The sequence below is a fragment of the Acidobacteriota bacterium genome (assembly GCA_016700075.1).
Classification (GTDB): Bacteria; Acidobacteriota; Blastocatellia; order Pyrinomonadales; family Pyrinomonadaceae; genus OLB17.
On sequence record CP065000.1, the window covers coordinates 725234 to 742762 of the forward strand.

Genomic DNA, 17529 nt, shown 5'->3' on the forward strand with positions numbered 1-17529 from the left:
ATTCGCAAATTCACTCGACAGCCGTAAAGTCGGCGTTTTCGATCGGGTCGGTTACCGACAGCAAAATATCCGCCGGCGAGAAGCGATATCTTCGGCTTTTTGCCGAAAGCACGTAATTGCGTCCAGCCGCAACGCCTTCGATCACGAAGTAGCCGAAGCTGTTGGTCAGCACACGACGTACGTTGCCGTCAGTATCCGCGATCTCGATCGTTACCTGCTGCACAGGCCGCCCATCTGCCGTCATCACACGCCCCGAAACGCTCACGCCTGCCGATGTCGGCCCAAATTCCACCGGGAAGAACTCGGAAGAATTTCCATCCGCATCGGTGGCAACGGCAGTGATCTTGTCAAGCAGCGTAATGCCGATCTCGTTCGCGTCGCCGAGGTCATATTCGACAAAGTTGTCGCCAAAGAAATCGCCTTCGGTCCAGAAGTAGGTCGCAAGGTATTCGCTTCCCTGACCGACGAGGTCAGACTTGTAGAAGTCGATGCGAATTCCCTTCATACCATAATTCTGATTATCCGGATGCGAATCTACGCGGGCCTCGACCAATACGCGATCGAATTCGTCAATGCGCAGATTTTCCAATTCAGGATAGTTCTGGCCGCGATTCGGCCCCTCATCCGCGTCTTCGGGATCATTATCGGTTCGTCCGGGTTCGCCGATATCGATACCGAGTAAAAGATTGCCCGATATCTCATTCTGCCCGATACTGTTCCTGACCGACTGCTGTGTGCCTTCGCGGCGGCCCGCTTTGCTGCGTTGGCCTTCCTCAAACTCGTCGATGAGAATGCCGTTGCCGCCGTTCTCGAATATCTGATTCGACTGATTGGCCTGCTCTCCTCCAATGGCGTTGTTGTTTGCCCCGCCCGTAACGTGAACACCATGAAGTTGATTGCCCAATCCGCTGCCGCCTATGCTGTTATTGAAGATCTGGTTCAACTGAGCTCCTACGCCATTCAAAAGAACACCATTGCGCTGATTTGCACCGATGAAGTTGCGGATAGGCAAGAGTGCGTTTCCAATCCGATTGTTGCTGCTATTTTCAATGCGAACGCCGTTTTGCTGATTTGGAACAGCAAGTGTCGATTTGAAGAGCCGGTTAACACCTACAAGTGCCCCCTGAACCGTATTGAAAACGGAGTTGTTTATCAACGCGATGCCGTTGCGCTGATTACCACCGACGGTCGGTGCCCGGTCGGGATCGCCGCCCGGATCGCCGATGGTATTGTTGCCGGCGGATTCGATATTGATCCCGTCCTCGCCGTTGCCGATATTCAATGTGGAATCCTCGTCCGTGCCAATGACAGAATGATTGACGATATTATTCTGCGAATCAGGGCCGAGTATCTTGATGCCGTGGTCGCGGTTCGCCGCAATTACGTTCTTTGCCTCGTCGCTACTGAAGGCACCAACCAGCACGTTGGGAACGTTGTTGATCAATAGGCCCGAGCCCTGATTTATTGCAGTAACGACGTTCTGCCCTTCGAATCGTTTGAAAACCCCGATAAAATTGCCCGTGATCTTCACATTGACTCCAAGAAGTTCCGTTCGCCTAGGCATAACCTTTATCGGGTCCTCTACCACGAATCCGTCGCCGTTGTTGTTGCCGACAATATTTCCGGTAGCTTCGGTATAGCCGACAGATGAAAGCTTGACGCCGGTACTTCCGTTGCCCGCGGCCGAGCCGTCCTCTTTTACGCCGACCAGATTTCCATTTATTTGCGTGTCTGACGTGCCCTGCGATTCCAGTATCACCCCTTCATTCAAACTGCCGCCAATGACATTTGAAAGGTCGTACGGGTCACAGTTGTTCTTTGGAACGCAGCCCTGCTCCGCTCCGATCAGATTATTCACACCTCCCGCCACCTTTATGCCGACACCATTGCCTATAAACAAACCGTTCACACCTAGCCCGATCGTGTTTCCCTGGACGTAATTATCGCGCGGCAGACGGTCATCGCCCGGCTCATCGAATATCGATCCAATATAGACACCGAAAGGTGTTCTGTCCTGATTCAGATGTCCGGAAATTATATTCCCCTGATTGCCGCTTCGGCTGCCGCCGATCTGATTTTCGCGGGCGTTCTCGCCGATCTGTACACCGACGCCGCCATTGTTGAGCCCCTGCGTTCCCGCGGTATTGGTACCAATGCGATTATTCTGAATTATGTTGGCTAGCGTGTAATTTGCACCCTCACGCCGCTTGACGTCTGGGAAGAACGCATCGATCGCCCTAACCGCATTGCCCACAGCTGCAAAATTGCTTGAGAAATCGTCACCGAGGTAAACGTTCGCGAACCTGTTGCCTGAAATGACATTCGCCAAGATGCTGTTACCGGACGAACCGGTCATCAGAATGCCGACGCCGTTCGGAATGTCGCCGTTCCCGTCGTTCGTTGTGCCGATCTTGTTGTTAGAAATATTCGAGCCCGAAGCTCCCTGATGAATAAGGATGCCCGCGGCCGCATTGCCCGAGATCTGATTGTGTGTGATGTTCGTGCCGGAAGTATTGCCCTGCAGCGTGATGCCTGCGTTTGCATTACCTGCGGATTGGCCAACCGAGTAGGTCCCTATGCGATTGTAGGAGATGGTGTTGTTCATCGCATTGTTGCTGCCTGTTGCCGTTATGATCACAGCTGATTGGCTGACGCCGAAATCATTTTGGGCATTTACCTCGCCGCCGATCGTATTGCCCGAACTCGATATCGTAACGCCGAATGGAACACCGAAGTCTGCATTCCAGCTCAATTTCAACCCGATAAAATTGCCAACGACCTTGTTGTTGTTCGAATTGATGTCAATAAAGATCTCACTCGCCGTCTCGGGCTGTTCGCTGCCGTTGTTGCCGCTGATGATGTTACGAAAATCGTTCGCTCCGCCGACCGTGTTGTTGTTCGCACCGCCGGTTATCCAAATGCCCTGGAAACCATTGGCAAGGCGATCCATGCCATTTTGTGCGGTTCCGATGAGGTTGCCGGTCACTTTGTTCAGCGTGGCATTGCTGCTGATGGCGATTCCATGTCCGATGTTGCCGGAGATCAAATTGCCGCCGTTATATAGCTCTGCACCGACGGTATTCTCACGTGCACCGCTGCCGACGACGACACCGACCTCATTGGGTATCGCGGACGTGCCTGCCTGATTTGTGCCGATCTTGTTTCCCAGCACCTGATTGAAACGCGCGTTTGAGCCGGCTATGACGATACCTGATGAGTTGTTGCCTATCACGTTTCCGTTAAAGACACTCCCGATCTTGTTGTCTCGCACCGTTTGCGGATTGCCGACAAGAGCCACGCCGATGACAGATGGCGTGTTCGGATCGAAGGTGCCGTCTGCATTGACGCCGATGTAGCAATTCTCGACGCGGTTGTTGTTAGCTGTTCCCGATGCGTTCGCGATATCAATATTGATCGCAAATCTACTTATCGACAGCCCGCGAACGATAGCATCATTCCCCGCAATCGTGACGCCTCGTGCCGGTGCCGTTTGGTTGATCACTTCGCCGACAAGCTGGACCATAGGCGAACCTGACCATCCGGGCTGGCTTATGGCGTTTATATCAACGTCGCCCTTTACATCCGGAAGCAGCGGCCCCGCGTTCGGGATCGTGATCGTTCGAATGCCGCCGCCGGGAATATCGAAATTGATCTGGTCAAATCCCGGACGGGCGTTCGCTTCCTGAATGGCCGCACGAAGCGTGCACTGCTCACCCGGCGTATCGAGATCGACATCGCAGAGTCCGTCACGCTGCTGTATCGGCAGGTCGCCATCGAGATCATCTTCATTGCCCTCGACATTAACAACGATAGGCTCGATGCACTGCAGCCCGAGTTCGGACCTTTCCAAAGCCTCTGCAAAATTGGCGCTCTGATGACATACACCCGCGATGCATGAGAATTCTGACGTATTGCCGTTCTGGTCGGTTGCCGTTGCCGTGATCAAGGCGGTCGGTGCCAATTGGATCGGCGTGTTGAAAGCCGCCGAAACAAACCCGTTGCCGTTGGTCATGACATTGATAGAACCGAGATAGCTCTCGCCCTCGCCGTGATTTGTCGGATCACCCTGCGTGTTCAAATAGTAATCAATGGTGAAATTACGCGACGGATTACTGCGAAGTATCGTGTCGATCCGCAACGTGCCGTCCTGATTTGGGACAGGCGTGAAAAGCTCAGGGAAATTCTGCAGATCGTTTGCCCCGGTATCGATGTCATCACAGTCGTTCGGCGTCACGCCGTTAGGATAATTGTTTCCCGGCAAGGCATTCATCAGATCGATGCCAAGTTCGCCATTGAATGCGATGGTGTTGCCGCGGATCTGTATTCGTTCGGGCTTTGTGGCACCTTGGCTTACATTTGCAAAATTCACGACGGTGACGCCCGCTCTGCCGTTGTTTTTGATCACGTTCCCTTCACCGACGCCCGTTCCGCCAATACGGGTATCGCCATTGCCGCTTGCGTTTATGCCCACGCCTGAATTGCCAAGCGGAAGTCCTTGGACATTGAGCCCGACCCAATTTCCGACCACTTCTGACCGCCCAAATGTCGAAACGCCGATGCCTGTACCGCGAGAGCCCATTGAGATCAGATCGCTCTTTTGATCTACGACATAGTTTCGAGAAAAAGGCGTCGTGCCGCCCACGATCACGGTCGCGGTCGGTGCGGAAAACGCATTGATACCGGTCGATCCGGTGCCTCCGACGCCGTTTCCAATGCCTGACAATCCATCCGTTGAAGAACCGACACGATTCCCGCGAACTGTGGTGAATGATCCGGGCGTTTCAGCCTGCGGAACAATTGCATTAAGGCGATTACCGGATACGGTGTTCCCACCATCGATGAAATTCTGGCCGTCAAATAGAGGTCCGCCTACGACGGTCGTGTTAAATCGGGTCACGATCCCGATGTTGTTCGGCAATTCTGTGGTGCCATTCTTATTTAGCCCGACAACGTTGTTGTGGACCAAGACAGTTCCGCCTCCGGTCTTGTGCAGTGCACCGCCCGGACTCGCACTCTGACTGGCATTCCCTGACAACAGGTTGCAAAATCCTGTACAAGCCCCATTTGGCGTTGTGCCGCCCGGAGCCCCAAATATTGCGAAATCATTCTGAGAAGGCGTAAGCCAGACTACTCCGGTGATCATCACAAACCCTCCCGGCTGATTTCGCCAGTCGTTCGGTATCGCGGATGTTCCTGTTGCATTTGTCCCGATATTATTGCCGCCTATGAAACAGAATCCGCTAAATAACTCGAAGCTGTACTCACTGAATCCGCAGTAAAGTCCATCCAGTCCGTTATCGGCGATCGTGTTCCTGCCGGATGCGGCACTCGAGCCGATTTCGGTATTGATATTGCCGATGGTCGAAATGCCGACATGACAATTGCCCAAACCTGAAAGTCCGGAGGCACGCGTCCCGATCAGGTTGCCGCGGATCAGATTGTCATAAGAAACGAGTTCTCCATTAGAATCGCGAAACAACGCCGTCAGCCACATTCCTCCGCCGCCGCATTGGTTAAATTGATTCGGCTCGCCTCCGTTGCCGGAAACGACATTGCCTTCGCCGAAGCCGTCGCCGCCGAATTCGTTTTGAATACCCGCGAGGAACACACCTGTTTCATTGCGCACCTTGACGTTGCCAGCGGTATCGGTCCCAATATAATTTCCGAATATTTTGTTCTCGTGGCCCGCCGTGATCGCAAGGCCGACACCGGCGCTGTTGCTCTGAGAAGTGTCGCCATTGCCCGAGAGCAGGTTGCGTGCCGCGGCAACCGTACCGCCAACTGTATTCAGATAAGCGTCGAAGATCTGAACGCCGTTCCCCCAATTCGGCCTTCTTGCAGTGCCGTCAACGTTAGTGCCGAGATAATTGCCCTCGATGGTGACATTCTGAATATTCGGCCTGAGATTGGTACTCAACACCACAATGCCGCTGCCGCCGATCAGGGATCCGTTGTAATTGACGGCAGGCATATTGTTGATGACCAGGCCGCGAATGACTGTGTTCGAGGACTGTACCCTTATTCCTTCTGCAGACCCGCTTATGTTCGTACCGTCGATCTCAATGATCGGCGTTCCGGCAAATCCGGGCTGCGTCGTGCCATCAATGATGACCGGACGCAAAAGAGAAGGATAGTTGGTTGCCGGCTCAAATTTGAATGGGCCATTGCCCGGTATATTGAAGCGTATTTCACGCACATTTCCGCCAAAGAAGTTCGCCTGCTGGATAGCACGCCGCAGCCCGCAAGGCTCTGGCCCGCCAAGGCAATCACCCGATGTTTGATCGTCGGTGGTGTTGACAACCAGAACTACTGTCCCTTCCGACGTCGCAACTCGCGGAGCAGCTGTTCCCGCGCCGAGGATCACGAGGTCATTCAGGCCGTCAGCATTGAGCCGCATCGGGATGACCTGGGAAACAGGGCCGCCGGATTCCAGCGCGACGGTCCCGAAGCCGGCCTGCAGGCCGTCAACATCGCGCCGGAATTTGCCGGCGATAAAGATCTCGTTCGACGAGCCGATGACGGCTATATCGTCGGAGTTTGAAGATGAAAAGCGGCCCCGAACAAGTTTTGAGCGTGCCGCAGCAGCGGCAGATGACGCAAGGCCGCCAGGTTGAGCGATCATTTCGGACGTAAACGATGCGATCGGGATCGGCCTTGCAGCGAGCATTGCTTCGAAAAGCTCCTTGCGGCGCGCTTCCTGTCGGCGTGTTTGATCTGCCTTCTCGGAAAGGTAGCGAGAACGGGCCGACGGCTCCATTGCATTGAGCTTATCCAAATAATCACGACGCTGCTGCTCGATCAATTCTTCGGGATTCCCATCATATTTGCCGTAATCGATCATTGACTGTGAGAATTCCACAGCATTTTCCGGTGTGATCCCGGAACTTTCCTTTGCAACGCGATAGGTTTCAGCGTCAACATCTATCGGCAGGAACTGCGGCGTCTCTGTCTTTGAACGCTCTTCCTGCGTCATTCGACGTGATGGTTCGACGGTTTCACGTCGCGGCTGCATATGAACGAGCCGTCCGTCAGTTCCAAGCAGGACTAGGCCTTCGCCGTAGCTTTCCCCAAAATTTCCGGCAACCAGATCTGAGATCTGGAAATTGATCTGCCGCGATTGAAAGACCGCCTTTGGGCGTTCGATCTTGATGTCGGTTGACATATCCAGCGGATAAGGATTTCCGCGGCCATGGATGATGGTCAGCAAACTTCCCGAAGCAACGGCAACATCACCGTAAGGGTCCGCGTCGAGCTTGCCGATGGCGATCGCATTTGCAGGGGCCGCGATACGAAATCGCTCAGGAGCTCTGCGAAAGGCACCTTCGCGGTGCTCGAATATTGCGACGAAAGAGCCTTCTTTGTTCTGGTATGCAACAGCAAGGTCGGCAACTTTATCATTACGACCTATTTCGCCGACATCCATCGCCGTTATGCGTCCGCCGACAGGGATTGAAACGGGCTGTGAGAACGCACCGTAACCGCCGCCGAACACCAAATTCAGGCGATCGAGGCCCGTTGTCACGGCAATTATGTCAGTAAAACCGTCGCCATTTAGGTCACCGGAGAATAGCAGATCGGGAACGGTCGGCAGCAAAACTTCGACGTCAGTTGGCTCAAATGGCATCGGTTCGCCGCGTTCGGCACGTCGAGCGACCGCCTCGGGATGATTTGGATAGATCGTGTCGGCATTGCCGCGGAAAAGCCGCATTCTGCCGGTCGTATCGACGGTCACGACGTCTTTAACGCCGTCCGAATCGAAATCCGCTGATGCGCCGGCGACCGCCGCGCCGCCAAACATCGATTCCGCAACTCCTACGCCGGACGAAACTGCCGTATATTTAACCTCCGGCAGATCCTTTTGATCCGGCAAAGCGGCGGCTGTTTCAAACTCGGCCGCTGCTTTCGCCTTTGTGGATAGAAACTCAAAACTAACGCCTGAGGCAGCGAACACCGCCGCTGCAATCAACAAAATTCCGAACATTACTGCTGTTTTTCGCATAATTCTTGCCTCGGGACTGGTCTTTCACCCAATAGGGCGTTAAATTGAGGCAAAAGCGCTCATAAGAAAAGAGTTTTTGCGAAATTGGAATCTGCTATAATGTCGTTGTTTCCGCTAAATATGCCGGCTGAGGGCAACAGATCAGATGTAACGCTGCTGCTTCGTCAGATGACGGATGGTAGTAGGTCTGCGCCCGACCGACTGCTGGAGCTCGTTTACGACGACCTTCGGCGGCTTGCCGCGGCGTACATGCAGAACGAGCGTCCCGACCACACGCTGCAGGCGACGGCGCTGGTACACGAGGCGTATGTTCGGCTGGTCGATTGGAAGAATGTCACATGGGAGAACCGCGCTCAGTTCTTCGCGGTAGCGGCGCAGGTCATGCGTAAAGTGCTGATCGACCACGCCCGTGCCCGCAATACAAGAAAACGCGCCAGCCAACGTCTTGTCTTGGACGAGGCGATAAGCATCCCCGACGACAAACAGGTAGACCTGATCGCTCTTGAAGATGCCCTGATCGCTCTTGAAAAGATCGATCCGCGTCAGGCAAAGATAGTCGAACTGCGCTTTTTCGGTGGGCTTTCTATTGAGGAAACGGCATATGTGATGGAACTGGGCGAATCGACCGTCCGCCGCGAATGGACCTTCGCAAAAGCATGGTTCCAACGCGAACTTCGGCGCGATGCCGCGAATTGATACGATATGCCCGAACTGGATTGGCAGCTTGTAAAGGATTCATTTGCAAAGGCTTACGAACTGCAAGAAGAAGCACGCAGCCAATTTCTTGACGAACTTTGTGAACGAGATCCCGAATTACACGACGAGGTAGTTTCTCTGCTCGCCGCCGCCGATCAACCTGAGAACATAATCGAAGAAAACGCTGTTGACCTCGCTGCAAACATTACACAAAACGAGCCTGACCTGACGGGGCGCCAATTCGGCAATTACCGCATCATCCGCGAACTCGGCAGCGGCGGCATGGGCGCGGTCTTTTTGGCGGAACGCGACGACGGGCAGTTCAAAATGCGGGTCGCTCTAAAGGTCGTCCGTCAGTCTGTCGTTGACAGCGACACGCTGAAGCGTTTTCTGGCAGAGCGGCAGATCCTCGCCGATCTGCATCACCCTAATATCGCGGCTTTGCATGACGGCGGTGTGACCGGATCCGGCGAACCTTTCCTTGCGATGGAGTATATCGAAGGCAAGCCGCTGACCGACTATGCGAATGACAAAAATCTGTCGATACGCGAGCGTCTCGAACTATTCCTAAAGGTCTGCTCGGCGGTCTCATTCGCACATCGAAACCTCATCATTCACCGCGATATTAAGCCCTCGAACATCATGGTGGCCGCCGACGGCGAGCCGAAACTGTTGGATTTTGGGCTAGCCAAAGCTCTGAGTTTCGATACGAACAAAACGCAGACGGCGTTTCGGGCGTTCACGCCGGCGTATGCTTCGCCAGAACAGTTCAAAGGCGCCGCTGTCACGACCGCAAGCGACATTTACTCGCTGGGCGTCGTGCTCTACGAACTGCTTACCGGCCGCGAACCCTACAATATCGATGACAAGAGCCTCGACGAGATGATCCGAACGATGACAGAGACCGAGCCTCTGCGGCCGAGTTCTGTCGAAGATATTGCGACAGGAAACAACGCAAGAACCGAGCTTCGCGGCGATCTGGACGTGATCGTTCTCAAAACGTTACGCAAAGAACCGGAAAGGCGCTTTCAGACCGTTGACGACATGGCCGCCGACATTCGACGGCATCTCGATGGGCGGCCCATCGCAGCTCGGCCGAATACGTTCGGCTACATCGCCGCTAAATCGTTCGCACGCAACAAGGCAGCCTTCATCTCGGCGGCGTTGATCTTGATAGCACTTGTTGCGGGGCTCGGTGTCGCACTTTGGCAGGCCGAACAGGCTCGCCGCGACCGCGACCGTGCGGAACGCCGTTTTCAGGACGTGCGCCAGCTTTCGAATTCGCTTCTTTTTGACATTTCTCCAAAGATCGAACGGCTGCCGGGCTCGGTCGAAGCACGCGAGATGCTGGTCCGGCGTGCTCTGGAATATCTCGATTCCCTTTCCGCCGAGGCCGTCGATGACGAGGCATTGCGTGCCGAGCTTGCCGCGGCGTATGAAAAGGTCGGCGATCTGCAGGGGAACATCGACAAGCCGAACCTTAGCGATTACGCCGGTGCGATCCAGAGCTTTGAAAAGGCACGCGAACTGCGCCGGACCCTTGCCGATTCGAATGATAATCTCGCCGCTCTTGCCCGAAACCTGCAGACCTCGGCCGCGATACGCAACCGCCAGAACGACACCGCCGGTTCGCTCATGGACATCAGCATGGCTAGAAACGCTATCGCAAAACTGATTGGACGATCTCCGAACGATGCCGGCCTTCAGCTTGCGGCAGTTGATGCCGCGACCGATCATGGCCGAATCTTCGCTTTCAATAATCAATACAAGGAGGCGAACGAACAATTCGACGCGGCCATTGCCGAATTGAACAAGATAACCGCACCTTCGCTGCGAAAGGACATATTGACCGCCCGGCTGTTTGCTTTTCACGGGAACGCTCTTTCGTGGGACAGCCGTCAGCCTGAGGCCGAGACGTCTATGGCGAAAGCATTAGAGCTGTCGAACGAACTCTTTCGCCGAGAGGCTTCATCAACCGAGACGATGGCGACGCGTTGGCAGGTGCTGCTGCTGGCAAGCAGCATTTACGAGGATTCGAAGGACGACGTTTCACTTCAGTACGCAAAAGAGGCGGAGACGGTCGCGGCAAGACGTTCAGAACTGGACGCCGCAGATTCGCAGGCGAAGTTCGACTTGGCTCGTTCTATTTCCCGTGTCGGGATAATGAGCACAAAGGTGGGCGATGCTTCGGCAGGCACATCGCAACTGACTCGCGCAGGCCGCATCTTAGAAGAACTGATCGAACGCGAGCCAAAGAACAAGTTGTATCAGACCGACCTTGCCAAGCTCTACATACGTCTCGGCGATACCAGCATAAAACGGGGCGACCGCCAGGATGCTCTGCTGAAATATCAGAACGCCGCCGTCATTTACGAACGTCTGATAGCCGACGACGAACAGAACAAAATGGCACGCCGCGACCTGGCACAGGCACTGCGTGCGGTCGGCAAAACGCAGATATTGGTCGGAGAGAACGCCGCGGCTCGCGTGACCCTGACCCGAGCAAAAGCGGCTCTCGACGCCCTCGCTGCTGCCGGTTCGCTCGGCGGAGCCGACGCCGAACTCGTTACGGACGTTGAGAAGATGCTTGCATCCGTCTAAAGTATTAGTTTATTGCGGGCCTGCACATTTTGGCCCTCATATATGGAAATTGCCATAACAACCGCCGTCATCTCGCTCGCGGCAATGATATTTCTAGCCACGGTAGATACGGCATTCTCGTATATCTCGGACGTCGGGCTGCGGCGCATCACCGCCGAAGACGAGGACGCGCAGCCGCGTGCGTCGGTCGGGTTTCTGCGTGAGATCATCGAGAACCGCCAGCGTTTCCGCTTCGCACTTTCATCGACAATTCAGGTCCTTCTCGTTTTCTTTGTCGTTTTGCTGACATTCATCGTCTCTGAGTTCTTTGACGGAAGAGCTGAGGTGTTGATGGTCTCGCTCGGCATCGGCCTGGCAGCGACGGTCATTTTTCGGCAGATATTGCCGCGGCTTTTCGTTCGCAGCGAACCGGAGAGGAAGCTGCTTTTCCTGCTGCCCGCGATTCGTCCGCTCTATCGCGTGGCTTCGGTTTTTGCGGGTCCTATCGCAGACGAATCACGCAAAAAGGAAGCCGGCAAATTGGACACCACCATTTTGTCCGAAGACCGTGATGAACGTTCCGAGGACAGCAATGAGGATTTTCAGGCGCTTATGGAGGTTGGCGAGGCCGAAGGCATCATCGAAGAAGATGAACGCGAACTCATCGAAACGCTTTACGAGTTCACCGACACACGGGTTGGCGAGATCATGACCCCGCGAACCGAGATCGTCGCCATTCCGGCACGCTCGACCATTCGGCAGGCACGCGACCTTATCATCGAACAGAAATACTCGCGCATGCCCGTCTATACCGACACCATCGACAACATAGACGGCATGATCTATGTCCGCGACCTGCTGCAGGCGTGGGCAGACGGCAAAGAGGATATGCGTGTCGAGCTGCTGCTGCGGCCTGCTTTCTTTGTGCCTGAAACAAAATCCGTTTCGGAACTACTCAAAAGTATGCAGCAGAATCACGTGCAGATAGCGGTCGTCATTGACGAATATGGCGGCGTTGCGGGCGTGATCACCGTCGAAGACATCATCGAAGAGATCGTTGGCGAGATCGAGGACGAGGACACCACCGAAGAAGAAATTCTTGAGATCATTGAAGGCGACGGCACCTATTACGATGTTCTCGGCTCAACCGAGATCGATAAGATCGAGCGGCTATTTGACCTGGAACTCGAGGACGACGATTACACCACGATCGCGGGCATGATCACCAGCGAGACGGGCCATGTCCCCAAGACAGGTGAACGCCTCAGCATTCGCGGCCTAGACATCGAAATACTGAAACGCGACGAAAAGCGCATCACTCTTGTACGCATCCGTCATGCGGAAAATGCCGCCATCTTAGGCTAGTAATTTGCTGAATCCAACAGCACGGTCTCTGTTCCTGACTTATGAAACTAACTGCACACGTAGATGGTAAAGACATTTCCGTCGATGTAAAACGCAACGGCCGGAGCGTAATGGCCGTCATCGACGGCCGCGAGGTCCAATACGATGCCAGCGAGGTCGAGCCGGGCATTTTTCTGCTGAAGAACGGCGAAAAGAATTATGAAGCCGCTATCTCGATGAAGGCCGACGGCAGCTATTTGGCAACCGTTCGCGGTGTCGAGGTCGAGCTTGAATTGATCGATCCGAAACGGCTTCGCGGCGGAGCATCGGGTGGCGACGACGCCGGCGGACGTGCCGAGATCAAGTCCGCAATGCCCGGCAAGATAGTCCGTCTGATCGCTGCAGTGGGCGATGAGATCGCAAAAGGTGACGGCGTGCTCGTAGTCGAAGCAATGAAGATGCAGAACGAACTCCGCTCACCACGCGACGGTATCGTCAAAGAGATCGCTGTTGCCGAAGGCGACACGGTCAGCGCCGGTCAGCTTCTTGCTGTTATCGAATGATCTAATTTCCGCGGTAGCCTACTATGTTCGCGAAAAGCCGATAGGCTCCGGGCACGCCCGCAGGCAGCTGCCGAAACATCGAATAGCTGCAATACACATACTTCCCGCGTCCTACGTCGGCGACCACCAGCCCGCCGAAATTCTCTGCCTCGTTAGGGTCGTGCGTCTCCAACAGCCCAACATAACGCTCGTCCATTGTCGAGAAATTGTAAAGATTGCGTTCCTGAACCCAGCCCGCGAAATCGGCATCGGTGATCTTGTTCGGCGTGTTGAGGATCGGGTGTTCCGGGCGTGCAAAAACGACCTTTGCGTCTTCATCAGCCGTTCGCGGCCCCATCTGCATCGGGAACGGAGCTAGGTTCTGTTGTGCGTAACCGGTCAACTGATACTGCACAACGAGCGTGCCGCCTGCATTCATAAAATCCGTCAACCGCCGGTTATTCGCGACGAGATCAGGCCGTACCTGATACGCTCGGATACCGACAACAATGGTGTCATAGGGGCTTAGGTCACCGCCGGCAAGCTCGCTCTCGGTGATCGTCGTAACGTCAAAACCCATTTGCCTTAGCGCTTCAGGAATGCGGTCGCCGCTGCCCGGAATATAGCCGATCTTGACCGGTGTCGTCCTAATGTCAGCAACAACGACAGGCGTCTCGGCAGGCCGATAGATACGATGCGATGTGATGTGCGGGTATTCGATAAGCTGCAGTTGTGAGCTGAATTTCGCATCGCCCGCCGTCGCTGACGCAGATAACGAAAACCTGCCCGCGGCAGCATTCGCAGGTACTATGATCTCGAATGGGATGTTCAGCCTTTCGCCGGTTCGCTTTATCTCGAACGCGGCTGCGCGAGGCGAAACCTGAGTTCCGCTGAGGCCGTTGATCGTCAGTCCGGCGGCACCTGTGACCGCATTTCGCGAATGGTTCGTTATCGTTAGTGTAACCGTCAGTTTCCGCTCATTTGGCGAGATCGGGATAAAGAGCAGGTTCTCGTTCAACGAAAGCGTAAGTTTGGGAACGACGTCGGCTCGACGGCGAACTTCGCCGCGGATGTCATCGGCAAAACGGAATTCGACCGGCTGAGTTAGCTTTATCTTCTCGCCGAGAACGGTCATTTCCAGCTCGGCCTGCATTACCGGCGATTGAAAAGAAAGCGTATTAGCCGTATCTTTCGCGTCCCAATCGAACACATCGCGAGTCCTCGTCTTGCGGAGCCAATAGGGCTGCGACGGCTCGGTATCAGATGCGGTCACGGTGAAACGTCTCGCAGCGTCTCCCGTTTCGCGTCGGAAAAATCCCTGTTGCGTCGGCGGTGCCGGAGGATCGGTCATTTCCGCCGTCCAGCCGCGAGGCGTGGTCAGCTTGATGGAATCGACATTGACCGCCAGCTTTTCTTCGAAAAAAGCCCGCACGTCAACTATCAGCGGCTCGCCCGCAACGAAGGCCTCGCGTTCTGCAAGAGCGTCAATTCTTATCGCCGCCGCACGAGCGATGGCGTCGCGAAACTGCTCCTGTTTGTCCTTGAAAAAGTCCTTCAGGATGGGATGTCGGATCGACCATTCGGCCGAATTCGCAGCTTTATATCCGCGGACGAGCAAAGGCAAAATGGCAGACGGCCGGCGGACGTCGAGTTTGCTGCGGGCTTCTTCTATCGCCGCCGCCATCTCCTCGAGATGCGGCTCCAGGACCGAATTCTGCATCCCGACAAGCCGCGGATAACCACGCAGCGACAGGTCGATCCCGTCCATAAACGCAGCATCGCTCGTATCGCTTCCCACACGGTTCAACCCCGAAAACTGATCGCCGCGAAGTTCCAACACGCCCTGTTCCTGAGATTTGTGCTGGCTGCGTGCTTCCATAGCGATCTCGAAATAAGAACGTCCGACGACCGGATCAAAAACGCCTGCGTTGACACGCAACTGCGGCTCGCCCGTCGCACGAAAACCGTGACGCCGATAGAATTTTTGCACTTGCCACGCAGTCCCCGCATCCGAACACTGTCTTTGGTCTGCGGCTGCCTCGATGGCCTTCGGCGTTATATAGCCTGAAAACTGATGATGCCCGTGACCGTCGGCGGGCGTTCCCGAGAACTGAGACACAACGACCAACGGGCGAAATGTACGTATCACCCGGACCGCATCGCAGAGAACTGCCTGTTCGTCCCATTTTTCGCGAGCCTCGGCAAGCGTCTTGGAAAATCCGTAGTCATATGCCCGCGTAAAATACTGTTCGGCTCCATCAAGCGTACGCGCCTGCAGCAGTTCTTCCGTGCGGATCACGCCCAAAGCCTCGCCGAGTTCGGGGCCGATGATGTTCTGGCCGCCGTCGCCGCGGGTCAACGATAGATACGCGGTTCGAGCGTTCAGCCCGCGGGCAAGATACGCGAGAAGTGCTGTATCTTCGTCGTCGGGATGAGCTCCGATCATCAGCACGCTCGCCGATGTGTTCAAACGGTCGAGCGACTTTATCAGCCCCGCTGCACCGCGGTCATGAACCGGCCGCACCTGAGCGGGAACTTCCAACCGCAGAAATGCGGAGACGTAGAGAAACAAGATAAGAACGAAAGTGAATTTCTTGAACTTCATTTGAAATCTAATTAGCTGCTCGGTGCCTCGGCGACTCCGCGGTTCAGATCTTTCTTAGACGTGAGGCTGACGAGATATCCGGCGATCACCGTAACGACGCAGCCAATGACGTTGAACCACAGAAACTCGATATTTGTGTACAAACTCGCGACCCAAACTGATGATATGCCGAAGAGCAGTCCCGCGAACGCCCCGCGAGCGTCCGCACGCCGCACCGCGAATGCCAGCACAAAAACGCCGAGCAGCGAACCGTAAAAGAACGATCCGAAACGATTTACGACCTCAATAAGCGAGCCGAGATTGGTCGCAAATATCGCCACGATGCACGCAAATATTCCCCAAATGAACGTCGCGATGCGGCCGACGAGTATGAGATGCGGATCTGTGCCTTCAGGGCGGAATAGCCGACGATAAAAGTCTATTGTCGTCGCCGTCGCGAGTGCGTTCAGCTCGGACGAAATTGACGACATCGCCGCAGCAAATATCGCCGCTATCAGCAGCCCGATGATGCCGATGGGCATATTCTGCAGAATGAACGTCGGGAAAACGTAGTTGACGTCATTGAATGAGCGGTTGCCCGCCGAGCGAACTAATTCGACCGCTTCCTTACGCACTTCGTTGAAACGCTTATTCGCGTCCACGTAGTTTGCTCGTGCAGCGTCATTCGATGCATCGTAGGCCAATGCAGCATCGCGCCGAGCTCTGTGGGCCTCAGCAAAACGCTGTTCTACCGCTTTGTATTCCGCGGTTTGTTCTACCTTTCTTGCCTCTGTCGGATTAAAGATGACAGGCGGCGTCTGAAACTGATAAAAAACGAAGACCATTATCCCGATCAGCAGGATGAAGAACTGCAGCGGAATTTTCAAAAAGGCACTCATCAGCAGCGAGGTGCGTCCCTGATCTACGGACTTTGCCGTCAGAAAACGCTGCACCTGACTCTGATCACAGCCGAAGTAGCCCAGTGCCAGGAACATGCCGCCGATCAGCCCGGACCAGATCGTGTATTTTTCGGTCAGGTCAAAGCTGATATCGACCATGTCGAGCTTGCCGAGGCTGCCGGCGAGGTGGAGCCCATCTGAGAAAGAAACGCCAGCGGGAAAGCTGGAGACGATCACATAAAATGCGACGCCCAACCCGACGAGGATGATCACCATCTGCTTGACGTCTGTCCAGGTAACGGCCCGCACGCCGCCGAACATCGTATAAAGCGTCGTTGAGAGCCCAATGGCGAATATCGTCGCGATCAGATTCCAGCCGAAAACTATCGACAGGACTATTGCCGGGGCCGAGATGATCGTTCCGACGCCGAGTCCTCGCGAAATGAGAAAAAAGAAACTCGTAAGTGTGCGAACGCGGACATCAAAACGGCGTTCCAAGTATTCGTAGGCCGTAAAGACCTGTGCGCGGCTGAAAAATGGCACGACCGTCACACACAGGATGATCATCGCGAAAGGCAGGCCGTAATAGAACTGTATGAACCGCATTCCGTCGGAATACGCCTGCCCCGTCGTCCCGACCAGCGTGATAGCCGACATCTGTGTTGCCATCACGGAAAGCCCGACCGCCCACCACGGCAAACCGCGATCCGCAAGGAAAAACCCTTCCTTTGTCTTGCTGTGTTTTGATAGGCGAATGCCGTCGAATATGACGTATGCCAAGTAGGACGCGACAATTGCCCAGTCAAGCCATTTCATAGTGCTCTACGCGAAATACCGAGAAAATGCCCAAAGGGCGGTCACGACAAAGAATGTGAAAATGACGAC

At 55.0% G+C, this 17529-nt stretch carries 7 protein-coding genes; 4 read left to right on the forward strand and 3 right to left on the reverse strand.

Annotated features, from left to right (window positions below; translation table 11 throughout):
* Nucleotides 1-10 precede the first annotated feature (10 nt).
* The gene (locus tag IPM50_03440) at nt 11-7999 is read right to left on the reverse strand and encodes a carboxypeptidase regulatory-like domain-containing protein (GenBank protein QQS33650.1); all 7989 of its coding nucleotides are present in this window, start codon (nt 7997-7999) and stop codon (nt 11-13) included.
* A 120-nt stretch (nt 8000-8119) separates the two neighbouring features.
* Here IPM50_03440 and IPM50_03445 point away from each other — a divergent pair, with 120 nt between their 5' ends.
* From IPM50_03445 to IPM50_03460, 4 genes are read left to right on the forward strand one after another with little or no spacing between them, the layout of a single operon-like run.
* Nucleotides 8120-8695 (forward strand): sigma-70 family RNA polymerase sigma factor, encoded by a 576-nt coding sequence (locus IPM50_03445; protein QQS34446.1) that lies wholly within the window; start codon nt 8120-8122, stop codon nt 8693-8695.
* A gap of 6 nt (nt 8696-8701) precedes the next feature.
* The gene (locus tag IPM50_03450) at nt 8702-11296 is read left to right on the forward strand and encodes a serine/threonine protein kinase (GenBank protein QQS33651.1); all 2595 of its coding nucleotides are present in this window, start codon (nt 8702-8704) and stop codon (nt 11294-11296) included.
* Nucleotides 11297-11338: 42 nt separating this feature from the next.
* Entirely contained in the window at nt 11339-12640 is a 1302-nt protein-coding gene (locus IPM50_03455; GenBank protein ID QQS33652.1) for an HlyC/CorC family transporter, read from the forward strand.
* Between the two features lie 41 nt (nt 12641-12681).
* Nucleotides 12682-13182: a biotin/lipoyl-binding protein gene (locus IPM50_03460; protein QQS33653.1), complete on the forward strand. Its 501-nt coding sequence runs from the start codon at nt 12682-12684 to the stop codon at nt 13180-13182.
* A 1-nt stretch (nt 13183) separates the two neighbouring features.
* Here the strand turns inward: IPM50_03460 and IPM50_03465 are convergent, their stop codons facing one another.
* Together IPM50_03465 and IPM50_03470 are read right to left on the reverse strand one after the other, a co-directional pair.
* Nucleotides 13184-15766, reverse strand: coding sequence for a PIG-L family deacetylase (locus IPM50_03465; GenBank protein ID QQS33654.1), 2583 nt, complete (start codon nt 15764-15766; stop codon nt 13184-13186).
* Between the two features lie 11 nt (nt 15767-15777).
* Nucleotides 15778-17460 carry a sodium:solute symporter gene (locus IPM50_03470; protein ID QQS33655.1) on the reverse strand — a complete coding sequence of 561 codons (1683 nt, stop codon included), beginning with the start codon at nt 17458-17460 and terminating at the stop codon, nt 15778-15780.
* Between the last annotated feature and the right edge of the window lie 69 nt (nt 17461-17529).